Annotated in this window: 13 protein-coding genes; 8 read left to right on the plus strand and 5 right to left on the minus strand. The window is 61.6% G+C overall.

Annotated features, from left to right (window positions below):
- Nucleotides 1-53: 53 nt before the first annotated feature.
- On the minus strand, nt 54-2,807 hold the full coding sequence (locus FW796_RS08425) for a response regulator (RefSeq protein WP_346632295.1): 2,754 nt from the start codon (nt 2,805-2,807) through the stop codon (nt 54-56).
- 219 nt (nt 2,808-3,026) lie between these two features.
- On the opposite strand from FW796_RS08425, the gene FW796_RS08430 reads away from it, so the two are divergent.
- The 7 genes from FW796_RS08430 to FW796_RS08460 all read left to right on the plus strand — a co-directional run bounded on the left by FW796_RS08430 (nt 3,027) and on the right by FW796_RS08460 (nt 11,252).
- The gene (locus FW796_RS08430) at nt 3,027-3,749 is read left to right on the plus strand and encodes a response regulator transcription factor (RefSeq protein WP_404937496.1); all 723 of its coding nucleotides are present in this window, start codon (nt 3,027-3,029) and stop codon (nt 3,747-3,749) included.
- Nucleotides 3,736-5,091, plus strand: a complete 1,356-nt coding sequence (locus FW796_RS08435; protein WP_346632293.1) for a sensor histidine kinase — start codon at nt 3,736-3,738, stop codon at nt 5,089-5,091. Before FW796_RS08430 ends, FW796_RS08435 begins: the two co-directional genes overlap by 14 nt.
- 116 nt (nt 5,092-5,207) lie before the next feature.
- Complete coding sequence (gene cysM / locus FW796_RS08440) at nt 5,208-6,110, plus strand: cysteine synthase CysM (protein ID WP_102880559.1); 903 nt, start codon at nt 5,208-5,210, stop codon at nt 6,108-6,110.
- Nucleotides 6,110-7,462 (plus strand): 23S rRNA (uracil(1939)-C(5))-methyltransferase RlmD, encoded by a 1,353-nt coding sequence (gene rlmD / locus FW796_RS08445; RefSeq protein ID WP_346632292.1) that lies wholly within the window; start codon nt 6,110-6,112, stop codon nt 7,460-7,462. The genes cysM and rlmD overlap by 1 nt, the downstream gene beginning before the upstream one ends.
- A gap of 122 nt (nt 7,463-7,584) precedes the next feature.
- The gene (gene relA / locus FW796_RS08450) at nt 7,585-9,828 is read left to right on the plus strand and encodes a GTP diphosphokinase (RefSeq protein ID WP_346632291.1); all 2,244 of its coding nucleotides are present in this window, start codon (nt 7,585-7,587) and stop codon (nt 9,826-9,828) included.
- A 24-nt stretch (nt 9,829-9,852) separates the two neighbouring features.
- Entirely contained in the window at nt 9,853-10,686 is an 834-nt protein-coding gene (mazG, locus tag FW796_RS08455) for a nucleoside triphosphate pyrophosphohydrolase (protein WP_346632290.1), read from the plus strand.
- A gap of 26 nt (nt 10,687-10,712) precedes the next feature.
- A complete protein-coding gene (locus FW796_RS08460) occupies nt 10,713-11,252 on the plus strand; it encodes a DUF2058 domain-containing protein (RefSeq protein WP_025127007.1) in 540 nt (179 codons plus the stop codon).
- Nucleotides 11,253-11,354: 102 nt separating this feature from the next.
- Here FW796_RS08460 and FW796_RS08465 read toward each other — a convergent pair whose 3' ends face one another.
- From FW796_RS08465 to purM, 4 genes are all read right to left on the minus strand, one after another.
- A complete protein-coding gene (locus FW796_RS08465; protein ID WP_011062706.1) occupies nt 11,355-11,543 on the minus strand; it encodes a hypothetical protein in 189 nt (62 codons plus the stop codon).
- A gap of 284 nt (nt 11,544-11,827) precedes the next feature.
- Entirely contained in the window at nt 11,828-12,541 is a 714-nt protein-coding gene (locus FW796_RS08470) for a DUF3108 domain-containing protein (RefSeq protein ID WP_346632289.1), read from the minus strand.
- An 8-nt stretch (nt 12,542-12,549) separates the two neighbouring features.
- Entirely contained in the window at nt 12,550-13,200 is a 651-nt protein-coding gene (gene purN, locus FW796_RS08475; RefSeq protein WP_346632288.1) for a phosphoribosylglycinamide formyltransferase, read from the minus strand.
- 11 nt (nt 13,201-13,211) lie between these two features.
- Nucleotides 13,212-14,270 (minus strand): phosphoribosylformylglycinamidine cyclo-ligase, encoded by a 1,059-nt coding sequence (gene purM / locus FW796_RS08480; RefSeq protein WP_123726926.1) that lies wholly within the window; start codon nt 14,268-14,270, stop codon nt 13,212-13,214.
- A gap of 369 nt (nt 14,271-14,639) precedes the next feature.
- Here purM and FW796_RS08485 point away from each other — a divergent pair, with 369 nt between their 5' ends.
- A complete protein-coding gene (locus FW796_RS08485; protein WP_346632287.1) occupies nt 14,640-15,689 on the plus strand; it encodes a DUF2066 domain-containing protein in 1,050 nt (349 codons plus the stop codon).
- Nucleotides 15,690-15,705 lie beyond the last annotated feature (16 nt).

Genomic DNA, 15,705 nt, shown 5'->3' on the forward strand with positions numbered 1-15,705 from the left:
TTGGTCAGGGCGCCCAGCATGCAGGCCAGGCGCCGGGCAGGTCTTGCCCTGGATCAGGCGTTGATCCGCGCTTCGACGGCGAGACGTCCGATGGCGTGGTCCAGTTCATCCAGAGCGGCAAAGGCTTTGACGTCTTCCTGCTTGAGCAGGGTTTCGCTGCGCTGGCAGGCCGCGCGCAACTGTGGCACTCCGCAATATCGGGTGGCACCGTGCAGGCGGTGGACGCGTTCGATCAGGGCACTGTGGTCATTGGCTGCGCGAGCGGCGTTGATCGCCTCGCGATCGGCCTCCAGGGACGCCAGCAACATGGCCAGCATGTCCGCCGCCAGATCAGCCTTGCCGGCCGCCAGGCGCAGGCCTTCGTCCTGATCCAGCACTTGCAGCTCCAGGCTCAGTTCCGAGCGTTCATTGGCCCGTTCCGGACCCTGATTGCGCAAGGCCAGTCCGGTCCACTTCAGTACCACTTGGGCCAGTTGCCGCTCACTGATGGGCTTGGTCAGGTAATCGTCCATGCCGCTTTGCAGCAGGGCGCGCTTTTCGTTGGCCATGGCATGGGCGGTCAGGGCCACGATGGGCAGTGGCGTGCCATGGCGCTCGCTTTCCCATTGGCGGATCGCCTCGGTACTTTGTCGGCCGTCCATGCCCGGCATCTGCACGTCCATCATCACCAGATCGAACGGTTCGTTCTGGATCGCGTTCAGCGCTGCGTAACCGTTGTCCACTGCCAGCACCTTGGCGCCCATGTCCTCCAGCAAGGTCTGGATCAGCAGCAGGTTGGCCGGGTTGTCGTCGACACACAGGACCCGCGGAGCACGGCTGGAGAGGCTTTCCTCCGGCTCGCTGCGGGCCCGGCGCGGGGTGACCAGATCGGACAGGGCACGACGCAGTTTGCGGGTGCAGGCCGGCTTGGCCTGCAACTGGCTGTGGGGGTTGGGGACCGACAGGTGAAACAGCGTCTGTTCGGTGGTCGGGCACAGCACCAGGACTTTGCAGCCCAGGTGCTCCAGGTCCCAGATGTGCTGGCTCAGGCGCTCGGGAGACATGTCGTTGGTGGTGATGCCGAGCACCGCCAGGTCAATGGCCTGGTCGCTTTGATGCACGCCGGTAATGCCGTTGGTCAGGGCTTCCAGGGTGTTGAACGGGGTCACTTCCAGGCCGCAGTCTTCCAGTTGGTGCTGCAGGGCCTGGCGGGCCAGTTCGTGATTCTCCAGTACCGCTACGCGTCGCCCCAGCAATGGGGGACCAGGCAGGTCCTCGGCGTCGTCGCGGGTTTTCGGCAGGTTCAGGCTGATCCAGAATTCCGAGCCTTCGCCCGGAGTGCTGTCGACGCCGATTTCGCCGCCCATCTGTTCGATCAGGCGCTTGGAGATCACCAGCCCCAACCCGGTGCCACCGGGTTGCCGCGACAGCGAGTTGTCGGCCTGGCTGAAGGCTTGGAACAGAGCGCGAACATCCTGGTTCGACAGGCCAATGCCGGTGTCTTGAATGCTGATGCGCAGTTGCACGCTGTCTTCGTGTTCTTCTTCCAGCATCGCCCGGGCGACGATGGTGCCTTCGCGGGTGAACTTGATGGCGTTGCTCACCAGATTGGTGAGGATCTGCTTGAGCCGCAGCGGATCACCCACCAGGGACAAAGGCGTATCCCGATAGACCAGGCTCACCAGTTCCAGCTGCTTGGCGTGGGCTGCTGGCGCGAGGATGGTCAAGGTGTCCTGCAGCAAGTCCCGCAGGTTGAACGGAATGCTGTCGAGCACCAGTTTGCCCGCTTCGATTTTCGAGAAGTCGAGGATTTCGTTGATGATCCCCAGCAGGCTGTCGGCGGACTTTTCGATGGTACCCAGGTAGTCCAGCTGGCGCGGTGTCAGCTCACTTTTCTGCAGCAGGTGGGTGAAGCCGAGAATACCGTTGAGGGGCGTGCGGATCTCATGGCTCATGTTGGCCAGGAATTCCGACTTGATACGGCTGGCCTCCAGGGCCTCTTTGCGTGCCAGATCCAGCTCGATGTTCTGGATCTCGATGGTTTCCAGGTTCTGGCGCACGTCTTCGGTGGCCTGATCGATGCTGTGTTGCAATTCTTCCTGAGCATTTTGCAGGGTGCTGGCCATGCGATTGATACCCGAAGCCAGCTCATCCAGCTCCTGGCTGCCCAGGGGCGGCAGCCGGGTTTCCAGGTTGCCGTCCTTGAGTTGCGCCACGGCCTGCTTGATCTGAGTCAGTGGGTTGTTGATGGTCCGTCCCATGCGCACCGCCAGCAGGGCAGTACCGGCCAGGCCAGCGGCGATCAACAGCAGGCTGGCGAACAGGCTGCGGTAACCGCGCAACAGCATGCCGCTATGGGACAGCTCCAGTTCCACCCAGCCCAGCAAGCGGTCTGATTCATCGGGGATCAGATCACCGGCCAGATTGCGGTGGCGGCCGAACACCGGCAGTTGGTAGCGGGTCGCGTCACTACCACTGCGCTGCATCATGTGGGTGCTGTTACCGCTGGGCGGTGGATTGAGCATGCTGGGGCCGGCGTGGGCCATGAGCGTGCGATCGGGGGCAAGGAATGACACCGCGCGCACGTCCTGCTGTTCCAGGGCTTGGGTGGCGATGCGTTCGAGCATCGGCGAGTTGCGGTTGCCCATTGCCGGTGCCACCAGGGAAGCCAGCTGTTCGGCGATCATTTCGCCGCGTTGCAGCAGTTGGGTCTGCAGGTCGGAGAGCTGCATCCAGGTGAAATAGCCGCCCAGTACCAAAGCCATCAGGCTGGTGGGCAGCAAGGTCAGCAACAGTACGCGGCCTTTGATTCCCAGTTTCTTGAGCACGCAACTCTCCTGCTTCCACGCTGTTTTGAAAGGTCGACGGGCACGTCCGTGATGCGCCACCTGCGCAGTGTAACGATTTGCTGGAGGCTGATCTTGGCAAATTGCAGACGGTTAGCCGACAGCCGGAGGGTGGATAGAGGGGCTACGACCAAGGCGCTGGTTGCCGCGATCCGGGCAATCTTGAATAATTGCCCAACTGAGAATGACTTGCAGAAGCTAATGACTCCCGTAGCTGTTGAGCCTCCCCGTATCCTGGCAATTGAAGACGACCCGGTGCTCGGTGCCTATGTGCATGAGCAGCTGGGGCGCTGCGGCTTTGCCGTGACCTGGTGCCAGAACGGCCAGGAAGGTTTGGGCATCGCGCGTCGGCAAGCCTTTGATGTGGTGTTGATGGACATCCTGCTGCCGGGCATGGACGGCCTGGCGGTGCTGACCCACTTTCGCCAGAGTCACTCCACGCCAGTGCTGCTGATGTCGGCCCTGGGAGCAGAGGCCGATCGCATCAGTGGATTCCGCCTGGGTGCCGACGACTATTTGCCCAAGCCCTTCAGCATGGCCGAGCTGCGGGTACGCATCGAAGCCATCCTGCGGCGAGTGGCCCTGGATCAGCGGCCGACACCGCCGAAACTCAGCAGCAGCATCCAGAGCCTGCGTTTTGATGACGAGCTGTGTGACGTGTTTTTTGCCGAGCGCTGGGCGGGTCTGACCCGTAGCGAATACCGCCTGCTGGAAACCCTGCACCGCAACGTCGATGAGGTGCTGAGCAAGGCCTTCCTTTATCAACATGTGTTGCAACGCGGGTACGCGGCCCATGATCGCAGCCTGGACATGCATGTCAGTCAGATACGCCGCAAGCTCAAGGCGCTGGGCTACAGCGAGCGTGAAGTGCGCACGGTGTGGGGCAAGGGCTATGTGCTGAGTGCCTTCGATGAGCTGGTCTGATCTGCCGGGTCGGCACTCGCTGTTCTGGAAGCTGGCCTGCCTGCTGGTGGCGTTCTGTCTGTTGATGATCTGGCTGAGCTGGTCCTGGGGGCGCTATGTGGAGCAGAAGAACCTGTACCTCGCCGATGAAGCCCGGGCCACCTTGCGCAATTACGCACAGGAAGCGGAACAGGCCTGGAAGGTTGGCCAGCATGCCGGTGTCGATGCCTGGATCCAGGAGATGGCCGGCCGTGAGAGCACTTGGGTCGGCGTCATCGGCAGCGATCTGCAAGCCCTGAGCAGCTACCCGTTGACACCGGCCGAGGCTCAGCGCCTGACGTTCCTGCGAGGGGCGGATTGGCCAGTGAGCCGGCACAGCCGTGGGTTGCCCTGGCTGAAAATTCCGTTCCCCGATGATCCGTCCCTTGGCAGCCTGGTCATCGAGCTGCCACAGCGCTTCATGCCCGGGCGATACCGGGTGTTCTGGCGCGTGATCACCAATGGCGTGATCCCCGGACTGTTCACGCTGCTGCTGTGTGTGGGTCTGTACCGTTTGTTGGTGGTGCCGCTCAATCAGCTGCGAGAGCAGGCCAATGCCTGGCGTGCGGAGCAGTTGAATGTGCGGCTATCCACCCAGACCACTGAGCGCAAGGACGAGTTGGGGGAATTGGGACGAGCGTTCGATCAGATGTCCGAGCGGCTGCAAAGCACCGTGGCTGTTCAGCAGCAGTTGCTGCGGGACCTGTCCCACGAGTTGCGCACTCCCTTGAGTCGCCTGCGGGTGGCTTGCGACAGCGAGCAAAACCTGGGGGCATTGCGTGAACGCCTGTCTCGGGAAGTCGACGGTATGCAGCGCCTGGTGGAGGACAGCCTGCAATTGGCCTGGCTGGACACTGAGCGGGCGCCGCTGCCTGAGGAACAGATTCAGGTCCAGGCCTTGTGGGAGATGCTCAGCGAGAACGCCTGCTTTGAAAGCGGCTGGTCCCCAGCGCAATTGCGCTGTGACCTACCGGCTGATTGCTGGGTGCGCGGGCATCTCAATACCCTGGCCCAGGCCCTGGAAAACATCTTGCGCAACGCCATCCGACATTCACCGCCCGGGGCTCTGGTCATCCTCGATGGTCGACGTGACGCTGAGTATTGGCATTTGTGGCTGGACGACCAGGGACCCGGTGTGGCCGAAGAGGATCTGGAACGGATCTTCGCGCCTTTTATCCGGCTGGACGGATCGCGACCGGGGGATGGGGGGTTCGGTCTCGGCCTGAGCATTGCGCGCAATGCGGTGGGGCGCCAGGGAGGTCGGCTGTGGGCGCAAAACACGGCCCATGGCCTGCGTATTCATATGCAGTTGCTGGCGGCCTGAACCGGCCCTGCGCCGCCTTATATCAATAAGCCATAAGTCCCGCACTTTGCGTGATATGGCGCTTGGGCGTTTGCCGGTATGATAGGCGCCCCCGCAGTCTGGATTGCGAATACGCCATGACCTTGCAGTACCCAACCATCGCCGATTGCGTCGGCAACACCCCGCTGGTTCGTTTGCAGCGCCTGCCCGGCGCCACCAGCAATACCCTGCTGCTCAAGCTCGAGGGCAATAACCCGGCGGGTTCGGTCAAGGACCGTCCGGCACTGTCGATGATCACCCGCGCCGAGTTGCGTGGGCAGATCCAGGCCGGGGATACCCTGATCGAAGCGACCTCGGGCAACACCGGTATCGCCCTGGCCATGGCTGCGGCGATCAAGGGTTACAAGATGATCCTGATCATGCCCGACAACTCCAGCGCCGAGCGCAAGGCGGCGATGACCGCCTATGGTGCCGAGCTGATCCTGGTCAGTCAGGAAGAGGGCATGGAAGGCGCCCGTGACCTGGCCGAGCGGATGCAGGCTGAAGGCCGTGGCAAGGTGCTCGATCAGTTCGCCAACGGCGACAATCCGGAAGCCCACTACACCGGCACCGGTCCCGAAATCTGGCGCCAGACCCAGGGCAGCATCACTCACTTCATCAGCTCGATGGGCACCACCGGCACCATCATGGGCACTTCGCGCTATCTGAAAGAACAGAATCCCCAGGTGCAGATCGTGGGTCTGCAGCCGATGGAAGGCTCGGCCATTCCCGGCATTCGCCGCTGGCCCGAGGAATACCTGCCGAAGATCTATCAGGCCAGTCGGGTCGATCGCATCGTCGACATGGCTCAGAGCGAAGCTGAAGACGTGACCCGGCGCCTGGCCCGGGAAGAGGGCATCTTCTGCGGCGTGTCTTCCGGTGGTGCGGTGGCAGCGATGCTGCGCCTGTCCCGGGAAGTGGAAAACGCGGTCATGGTCGCGATCATCTGTGACCGTGGCGATCGTTACCTGTCGACCGGCATTTTCGATGCGCCCAACTGATGGCTAAGCACGAGAGAGGCCTGCGCTTCCAGCCTGCGGGCGGTAGCCGGGCCCCGCAGATTCCGGTGGGCAAGAAGCAGCGTTTGACGATTCAGCGTCTGGCCAACGACGGCCGTGGCATTGCCTTTGTCGAAGGGCGTACCTGGTTTGTCAGCGGTGCCCTGGCCGGTGAAGAGGTCGAAGCTCGGGTGTTGGGCAGCCACGGCAAAGTAGTGGAGGCCCGTGCCGAGCGCATCTTCAACGCCAGTGATCTGCGTCGCCCGGCGGCCTGCGCCCATGCCGGGCGCTGCGGCGGTTGCAGTGTCCAGCACCTGCCTCATGCCGAACAGCTTGCCCTGAAACAGCGCATGCTCGCCGAGCAGTTGTCCAAAGTCGCGGGTGTCGAGCCCGAGGCCTGGGCTGCCCCCTTGAGCGGTCCCGAATTCGGCTATCGACGCCGCGCCCGAGTGGCGGTGCGCTGGGACGCCAAAGGCAAGCAACTTGAGGTGGGTTTCCGCGCGGCGGGTAGCCAGGACATCGTCGCCATCGACGATTGCCCGGTGCTGGTACCGGCCTTGCAACCTGTCATGAACCGCTTGCCCGCCATGCTGCGACGCTTGAGCAAGCCTCAGGCACTGGGGCATGTGGAGTTGTTCAGCGGTTCGGCCCTGGCGGTGCTGTTGCGCCACATGGCGCCGTTGTCCGACAGCGACCTTGGGATCCTCAAGGACTTCTGCGATTTCCATCAGGCGCAATTGTGGCTGCACGGTGAAGGCGAGCCGCAACCCTTTGATCCATCGCAGGCTCTGGGCTACCGCCTGGAGACCTGGGACCTGCACCTGGCGTATCGGCCGGGGGACTTTGTCCAGGTCAATGCGCGAGTCAATGAAGCGATGGTCGCCCAGGCCCTGGAGTGGCTCGCGCCGCAAGCTCAGGAGCGGGTGCTGGATCTGTTCTGCGGGCTGGGCAACTTCGCCTTGCCGCTGGCCCGGCACGTGCGGGAAGTGGTGGCAGTGGAAGGCGTGGCGACCATGGTGGCGCGGGCCGCTGAAAATGCTGCCAGCAACAATTTGCATAACACGCGCTTTTTTCAAGCCGATTTATCCCAACCTCTGAGTGCTGCCGAGTGGGCTGATGAAGGCTTTTCTGCGGTACTCTTGGACCCACCCCGCGACGGTGCTTTCGAGGTGGTCCGCCAGTTGGCGACCCTGGGTGCCAAGCGGTTGGTGTACGTGTCATGCAATCCGGCAACTTTGGCTCGTGACACAGTCGAACTGATCAAGCAGGGCTATAGGTTAAAACGTGCCGGGATCCTCGATATGTTTCCTCAGACGGCGCATGTCGAGGCCATGGCGTTATTCGAAGCGAGCTAGGATGGCTTGTCTAATCCGACTGATCTTTCAGGTGTGGTTCGCTGGCCCTGCGAGCTGCGCCCGAGCGTTGAAGGTCAGCGATTTGACGCATTGAATGTGCGTCGTAGGGAAGGTAAAGCAAGATGGTACAGGTGAGAGCGCACCAGCCGATCAACACCGACGGCAGTATCAATCTCGAGGCATGGCTCGATCATACGGTCAGCGTCGACATGGCACTGGACCGTGAAGCCTTGAAAGAAGCCTGCGAGTTCGCTCGCGAGGCTGAGTTGCAACACATAGCGACGAAGAATCTCAGCGCCGAGGACGTGTCGAGTTTCAGCACGGGCCTGGAGATCGCCGAGATCCTTGCCGATCTCAAACTGGATCAGGACTCTCTGGTCGCCGCGGTACTGTACCGTGGCGTCCGCGAGGGCCAGATCCAGCTGCCGGCGGTCAGCCAGCGTTTTGGTCCGGTGGTGGCCAAGCTGATCGATGGCGTGCTGCGCATGGCTGCCATCACTGCCAGTCTCAGCCCTCGTCAATCCCTGGTGCTCGGTACTCAGGCCCAGGTGGAAAACCTGCGCAAGATGCTGGTGGCCATGGTTGATGATGTGCGAGTGGCATTGATCAAGCTGGCCGAGCGGACCTGCGCCATTCGTGCGGTGAAGAGCGCCGACGAAGAGAAGCGCAACCGAGTCGCGCGGGAGGTCTTCGATATCTATGCGCCGCTGGCTCACCGCCTCGGCATCGGCCATATCAAGTGGGAGCTGGAGGACCTGTCCTTCCGTTACCTGGAGCCCGAGCAATACAAGCAGATCGCCAAGCTCCTGCATGAACGGCGCTTGGATCGCGAGCGCTTCATCAGCGACGTGATGAACCAGCTGCAGAACGAATTGAAGGCTACCGGGGTCAACGCCGACATCAGCGGGCGGGCCAAGCACATCTACTCCATCTGGCGCAAAATGCAGCGCAAGGGGCTGGAGTTCAGCCAGATCTACGACGTACGTGCAGTACGGGTGCTGGTGCCGGAAATGCGCGATTGCTACACCGCGCTGGGCATCGTGCATACCCTGTGGCGGCACATTCCCAAGGAATTCGACGACTACATCGCCAACCCCAAGGAGAACGGCTACCGCTCGTTGCACACCGCGGTGATCGGCCCCGAGGGCAAGGTGTTGGAAGTGCAGATCCGTACCCATGCGATGCATGAGGAGGCGGAGCTGGGGGTCTGTGCCCACTGGAAGTACAAGGGCACCGACGTCAAGTCCGGCTCCAACCATTACGAAGAGAAGATCTCCTGGCTGCGTCAGGTGCTGGAATGGCACGAGGAACTGGGGGATATCGGTGGCCTGGCCGAACAGTTGCGCGTGGATATCGAACCGGACCGGGTGTACATCTTCACTCCCGACGGACACGCCATCGACCTGCCCAAGGGCGCCACGCCGCTGGACTTCGCTTATCGGGTGCACACCGAGATCGGTCACAACTGCCGGGGCGCGAAGATCAATGGGCGCATCGTGCCGCTCAACTACAGCCTGCAGACCGGCGAGCAGGTGGAGATCATCACCAGCAAGCACGGCACCCCGAGTCGCGATTGGCTGAACCCGAACCTGGGCTACGTCACCACTTCCCGGGCGCGGGCGAAGATCGTCCATTGGTTCAAGCTGCAGGCCCGTGATCAGAACGTCGCCGCCGGCAAGACCTTGCTGGAACGCGAACTGAACCGTCTCGGCCTGCCTCAGGTGGACTTCGACAAACTGGCCGAGAAGGCCAACATGAAGACTGCCGAGGACATGTTCGCCGCCTTGGGCGCGGGCGACTTGCGTCTGGCGCAACTGGTCAACCTGGCTCAGCAACTGGTGGAGCCGGAGCGCGGCAATGAACAGCTGGAGCTGATCCCGCGCAAGGCCGCCGGCTACAAGCCGGGCAAGCGCGGCGACATCCAGATCCAGGGCGTGGGCAACTTGATGACGCAGATGGCAGGTTGCTGCCAGCCGCTGCCGGGGGATGCGATCGTCGGTTACATCACCCAGGGTCGAGGCGTCAGTATTCACCGTCAGGATTGCGCCTCGGTGCTACAGCTGGCTGGTCGCGAGCCGGAGCGGATCATTCAGGTCAGCTGGGGCCCGGTGCCGGTGCTCACCTATCCGGTGGATATCATCATTCGTGCCTACGACCGTTCCGGTCTGCTGCGTGACGTGTCCCAGGTACTGCTCAATGAGCGCATCAACGTACTGGCGGTCAACACCCGGTCGAACAAGGAGGACAACACGGCGTTGATGTCCTTGACCATCGAGATTCCGGGCCTGGATGCATTGGGACGTTTGCTGGGGCGCATATCCCAGTTGCCGAACATCATCGAGACCCGGCGCAATCGAACCCCGTGATGCCCGCATGAAATGGATGAACTGATGTACAGCCTTGAAGACCTGCTCCACCTGATGGCGCGCCTGCGGGACCCGCAATACGGCTGCCCTTGGGACATCAAGCAGAACTACGCCAGCATCGTCCCTCATACCCTGGAAGAGGCCTATGAAGTGGCCGACGCTATCGAGCGCGGCGACTTCGACCACTTGCAGGGCGAGTTGGGAGACCTGCTGTTCCAGGTGGTGTACTACAGCCAACTGGCCCGGGAAGAGGGGCGCTTTGAATTCGATGGGGTGGTGGACAGCATCACCCGCAAGCTGATCCGTCGTCACCCCCATGTGTTTCCCACTGGGGACCTGTATGCACCGCTGGACATCCCGCGGCTCGATGAAGAACAGGTCAAGGAGCGCTGGGAGCAGATCAAGGCCGAGGAGCGTGCAGAGAAGTCCGATGCTCCGCAGCAGCTGTCTCTGCTGGACGATGTGCCAGTGGCCTTGCCGGCTCTGTCTCGCGCCGCCAAGTTGCAGAAGCGTGCGGCCCAGATCGGGTTCGATTGGCCGCAAGCCCTGCCGGTGGTGGACAAGGTCCGTGAAGAGCTGGATGAAGTGTTGGAGGCCATGGCTGACAACGACCCTGCGGCGATCACCGATGAAATTGGCGACCTGCTATTTGTCGTGGTTAACCTGGCCAGGCACCTCAAGGTCGATCCGGAAACCGCGCTGCGGGGTGCCAATGCCAAGTTCGACAGACGCTTTCGATTTATCGAGCAGGCATTGCGCGATACCGGTCGTCCCGTGGAAGATTGCACCCTCGAAGAGTTGGATGCCCTGTGGGGCGAAGCCAAACGTCAGGAAAAGAATTTGCCCAGCTGCGGCTGAGGCCGTTGCCTAAGTGAGTAAGCACCATGAGCCTTTCCCTTCGCGACCAGTTGCTCAAAGCAGGGCTGGTCAACCAAAAGCAGGCCAAGCAGGTCAGCAAAGACAAGCAGAAGCAGCAGCGCCTGGCCCATAAAGGCCAGATCGAGCTTGACGATTCCCAGCAGCGTGCAGCTCAGGAAGCCATGGCCGAGAAGGTCAAGCGCGACCAGGAGCTCAATCGTCAGCAGCAGGAGAAGGCCGAGCAGAAGGCTCGTGCGGCCCAGGTCAAGCAACTGATCGAGGTTTCGCGTCTGCCCAAGCTGACCACCGAGGATTACTACAACTTCGTCGACGACAAGAAGGTCAAGCGTCTGTCGGTGAACACCCTGATGCGCAACAAACTCAGCAGTGGCTCCCTGGCCATCGTTCACCATGGCGGCGGTTACGAGGTGATTCCGCGGGAGGCGGCGCTGAAGATCCAGGAGCGTGACCCGCGGCGTATCGTGCAGCTCAATACCCCTACAGAGGCGCCGGATGAGGATGATCCGTACGCGGCCTATCAGATCCCTGATGATCTGATGTGGTAAGCCTCCAGTAACGACAAACCCCGCTCATGGCGGGGTTTGTCGTTTATGGGGGGCGGGCGGGGATCTGCGTGGAGATCCCGGCGCTCTTGCGCTGACGTTGAGTCAGGAACTCTGGGGTGCGCGGTTCTGCTCGAGTTTTTCCAGCTCAGCCTTGTAGCTGTGGGCGTCGCTCTCGGAATGGAACATGCCCACCAGCATGTCTTGTTGATGCACATCCCAGATCCGTACACCCGCGGCTACGCCTTCATGGGACATATGTGAATCGTCGCGTTCAGTTACTTTTACAGTCATCTGCTAGCTCCAATCTCTGTTGATCTGCAGCAAGGCGTGTGCAGGACTCTGTTATATGTTTTGTTAGCTTGCTAAGTAAATTGCCTGGATCTGCAACAGACCCTTGCAGGATCGGCGACAATCCTGCAGCCCGCGAAAACCGTGACATTTCGCCGCAGTGGCGGAAGTTTCATGACAAAAGTTTCATCTTTGATGCATTGCGCCAGAGCCCCTGGGTGGGGCTGACAGGTAGATCCAGGACAAAAAAAAGCCCCGCATGTGCGGGGCTTTGATTCTGTGGTGACTCAGCCGCCTTTGACGGTTTTGCCGTTGACCGTGCCGTTAAGGAGCATGATGTTGTACTCCTTGCCGTCGGTTTCCACTTGTTGCAGGCGTACCAGGAGGTAGTCCCAGTCCTTGGCGAACCACATCACGGTGATGCGTTTGCTTTGTGTCGGGTCGCGTACGCGCTCGACCTTGATCGCATCGATCTGGCCAGCCTTGGTGTCGACCTTCTCCGAGCCCAGGACGCGGAAGTCGTAGGTATCGACTTCGCCGCCATCGACCACTTGATAGCTCATGGTCTTCTTGCCGGCGGCCACGTCGTGCTGCAGGGCCAGTTGATAGGTGGATTTATCCACCATTCCGGTGTTCAGGGGCAGCTTGACCGCATCGCCGCGATCGGTGCCGGTGACCATCTTCGCGTTCCAGTCGAAGTCCAGGTCGGCTTTCTTGGCCTTGCCCAGACCGCCACGCTCGAAGTGATAGGACTGGGGCACCAGAGTGTCCTTGTCCAGGGTCAGGGTGCTTTCTTCACTCAGGCTGGCGATCATCATCGATGCCTTGAAGCTGAGTTTCCACGCGCCATTGGCGGTTTTTTCCAGGCTGCGTTCAGCCGTGCCGCTCATGGGCAACTGCTTCCAGTCGGCGGTATAGCTGGCGGAGAACGGGTGAAGGTCTGCTGCCTGCACAACCGGCAGGGCGAACAGAGCACAAGCGAAGAGCAGGGCGCGACGCATAAAATCTCCTAGGTTCGAATCAAATAGCCGCTGGCGGCCAGTAATTGACCATCCAGTAAAGCACCCTGATCGCCAAGCGTCAGCCGACCTTCGGCAAACCAGCGTACGGCCATGGGGTAAATCCGGTGTTCCTGGACGTGCACTCGCTGCGCCAGGCTTTGCGGCGAGTCGTGCAACTCTACCGGGATCACAGCCTGTACGACCAGAGGCCCGCCATCGAGTTCCTCGGTGACGAAGTGCACACTGCAACCGTGCTCGGTGTCTTTGGCCTCCAGCGCCCGCTGATGAGTGTGTAACCCTTTGTATTTGGGTAGCAGCGAAGGGTGGATATTCAACAGACGGCCCTGGTAGTGACGGACGAATCCAGCGCTGAGAATGCGCATGAACCCGGCCAGTACCACCAGTTTCGGTTGGAAGGTATCGATCAGCTCGATCAACCCCTGGTCGAAGGCCTCGCGGCCTTCGAAGGTGGTGTGATCGAGGAAGCGGGTAGCAATACCCGCTTCCTTGGCGCGCTGCAGGCCATAGGCGTCAGCGCGGTTGGAGATCACGGCAGCGATGCGAACCGGACTGTCGTCGGTCCGCGCGTTGTCGATCAGGGCTTGCAGGTTACTGCCGGTGCCGGACAGCAGCACCACAACATCACAGGTCGGCGACATCCGCTCTTGCATCAGTGGGCCTTGAGGTTCTTCAGCTCGACCTGGGCCGCGCCTTCGGCTGCGGTGGCGATCTGGCCGATGACCCAAGGCTGCTCGCCGGCTTCACGCAGAACGTTCAGGGCGTTTTCGACCTGGTCCTGGGCGACGCAGATGACCATGCCCACGCCGCAGTTCAGTACGCGGTGCATTTCGTGCTCGTCGACGTTGCCTTTCTCTTGCAGCCAGTCGAAGACCGCTGGACGCTGCCAGCTCGCGACGTCGACCACTGCCTGGGCGCCTTTTGGCAGTACCCGTGGAATGTTGTCCAGCAGACCGCCGCCGGTGATGTGGGCCATGGCCTTGACCGCGCCGGTGTCCTTGATCAGTTTGAGCAGTGGTTTGACGTAGATGCGGGTCGGGGCCATCAGCAGGTCGGTCAGTGGCTTGCCGTCCAGTTGGATGCTTTCGATGTCGGCACCGGAAACTTCGATGATCTTGCGGATCAGCGAGTAGCCGTTGGAGTGCGGACCGGAAGATGGCAGGGCCAGCAGGGCGTCACCGGCGGCGACTTTCGAGCCATCGATGATCTCGGCCTTTTCCACCACACCGACGCAGAAGCCGGCCAGATCGTAGTCTTCGCCTTCGTACATGCCTGGCATTTCAGCGGTTTCGCCGCCCACCAGGGAGCAGCCGGACAGTTCGCAGCCGGCGCCGATGCCGGTCACTACCTGGGCTGCGGTGTCGACGTTGAGCTTGCCGGTGGCGTAGTAGTCGAGGAAGAACAGCGGTTCGGCGCCGCAAACCACCAGATCGTTGACGCACATGGCCACCAGGTCGATGCCGATGCTGTCGTGCTTGTTCAGGTTCAGGGCCAGGCGCAGCTTGGTGCCGACGCCGTCAGTACCGGAAACCAGTACAGGTTGTTTGTAGCCGGCCGGGATTTCGCAGAGGGCGCCGAAACCGCCCAGGCCGCCCATGACTTCCGGGCGCGCAGTGCGCTTGGCGACGCTCTTGATGCGTTCGACCAATGCTTCACCGGCGTCGATGTCTACACCGGCGTCTTTGTAGCTCAGGGAGGGTTGCTTGCTCATGATCCAGGCCTTTAGGGGGGATTCAGGGGTATCGACCGAACCAGAGAGCCTGCCGAAACACTGCAAAAGGGTTTCAGGGTGCCCAGCTGATGCCGGTCTGCGAAGGCGCGCGATTTTATCAGGCTTGAGGGGCAGCGGCCATCCTCGGGCCGACGGGTAGAGGCATATCCTGTTAAAAAAACCGCGATTGGCCGTGTTGGTGCTCCTGCCCATGCCTGTATAAGGTATAGCGCTCAAGTGGCTATCGTTATGACAGTGCGAAAACAATCGGGCGACGGGTGAATGTTTTGCCGGGGCTTGTGGTCACAGCCTTGCTCGCAGCGGTTCATGGGTGCTGTTTCAATCGTTTTTTGTCGTCGGGAATCTTCCATGCGTCTGGGTAAATTTCTATTTGTGGGCTGTTTGTCATTGGTCAGCCTGGCGAGTCATGCCGAAACCCTCAATGGCTTGTATCAGGTGCGTGAGCCGGTGAGCAGTCAGTCGCCCGAAGAGCGCGACCAGGCCACCCAGCGAGCACTTGAAACCCTGGTGCTGCGCCTCACTGGCGACGCCAAGGCTGCACAAGGGCCCGGTCTGGCTGCGATCCGCAAGGACCCGCAGCAGATCATCAGCCAGTATGGTTATGACGCCGGGCCGCCGGAAAGCTTGCAGGTGGACTTCGATCCGGTCAGCACCGATCGTGCCCTGCGCCAGGCGGGGCTGTCGTTGTGGGGTAGCAACCGGCCGTCGATCCTTGGCTGGTGGCTGAGTGATTCAACCGAGGGCTCCAGCCTGGTCGGGGATGGACAGGCCAGTGCCGCGCCCCTGCGGCGAGCAGCTCAGCATCGTGGCTTGCCTTTGCGTTTGCCTCTTGGCGACCTGGATGAGCAGATTGTCGCGACGGCGCCGAATCTTGAAGGCGCCGATCCGGCTCCGCTGCGTGAAGCTTCTGAGCGCTATGGTGCAGATGCGCTGTTGGCGGTACATGCTCGTGAAGAGGGCGGCCAATGGCAGGCCAAGTGGCGGTTGTGGCTCGGCGATCAGAAAGAGCAGGGCACCGTTCAGGGGGCTGATACCGCTGCTTTGGCGGATGGCGTATTGCTTGCGGTGAGTCAGCGTCTGGCGCCGCGTTTCGTTACCCGTCCTGGTGTTTCCAGCGAGCAGTTGCTCGAAGTGCAGGGCATGACCCTGGAGCACTACGCAGCCTTGGGGCACCTTTTGGAGCCTTTCGGTGCGCAGTTGCAGAGTATCGACGGTGACCGGGTCGTCTATCGGGTCAACGGCAGCGCGGAGCAACTGCGGGCGCAGTTGTCCCTGGCCAAGCTGCAAGAGATTCCGGCTGGTGAGGCGCTGGCGCCTCAGGTGCCTGTGCAAGGTGCGCAAGGCTCGGCGCCAGCCGCTGCTGCGGCGACACAGGCGCAGTTGCGCTTTCGTTGGTAGCAGGTTGATTTCCTTC

The organism is Pseudomonas sp. 910_21 (genome assembly GCF_052850735.1).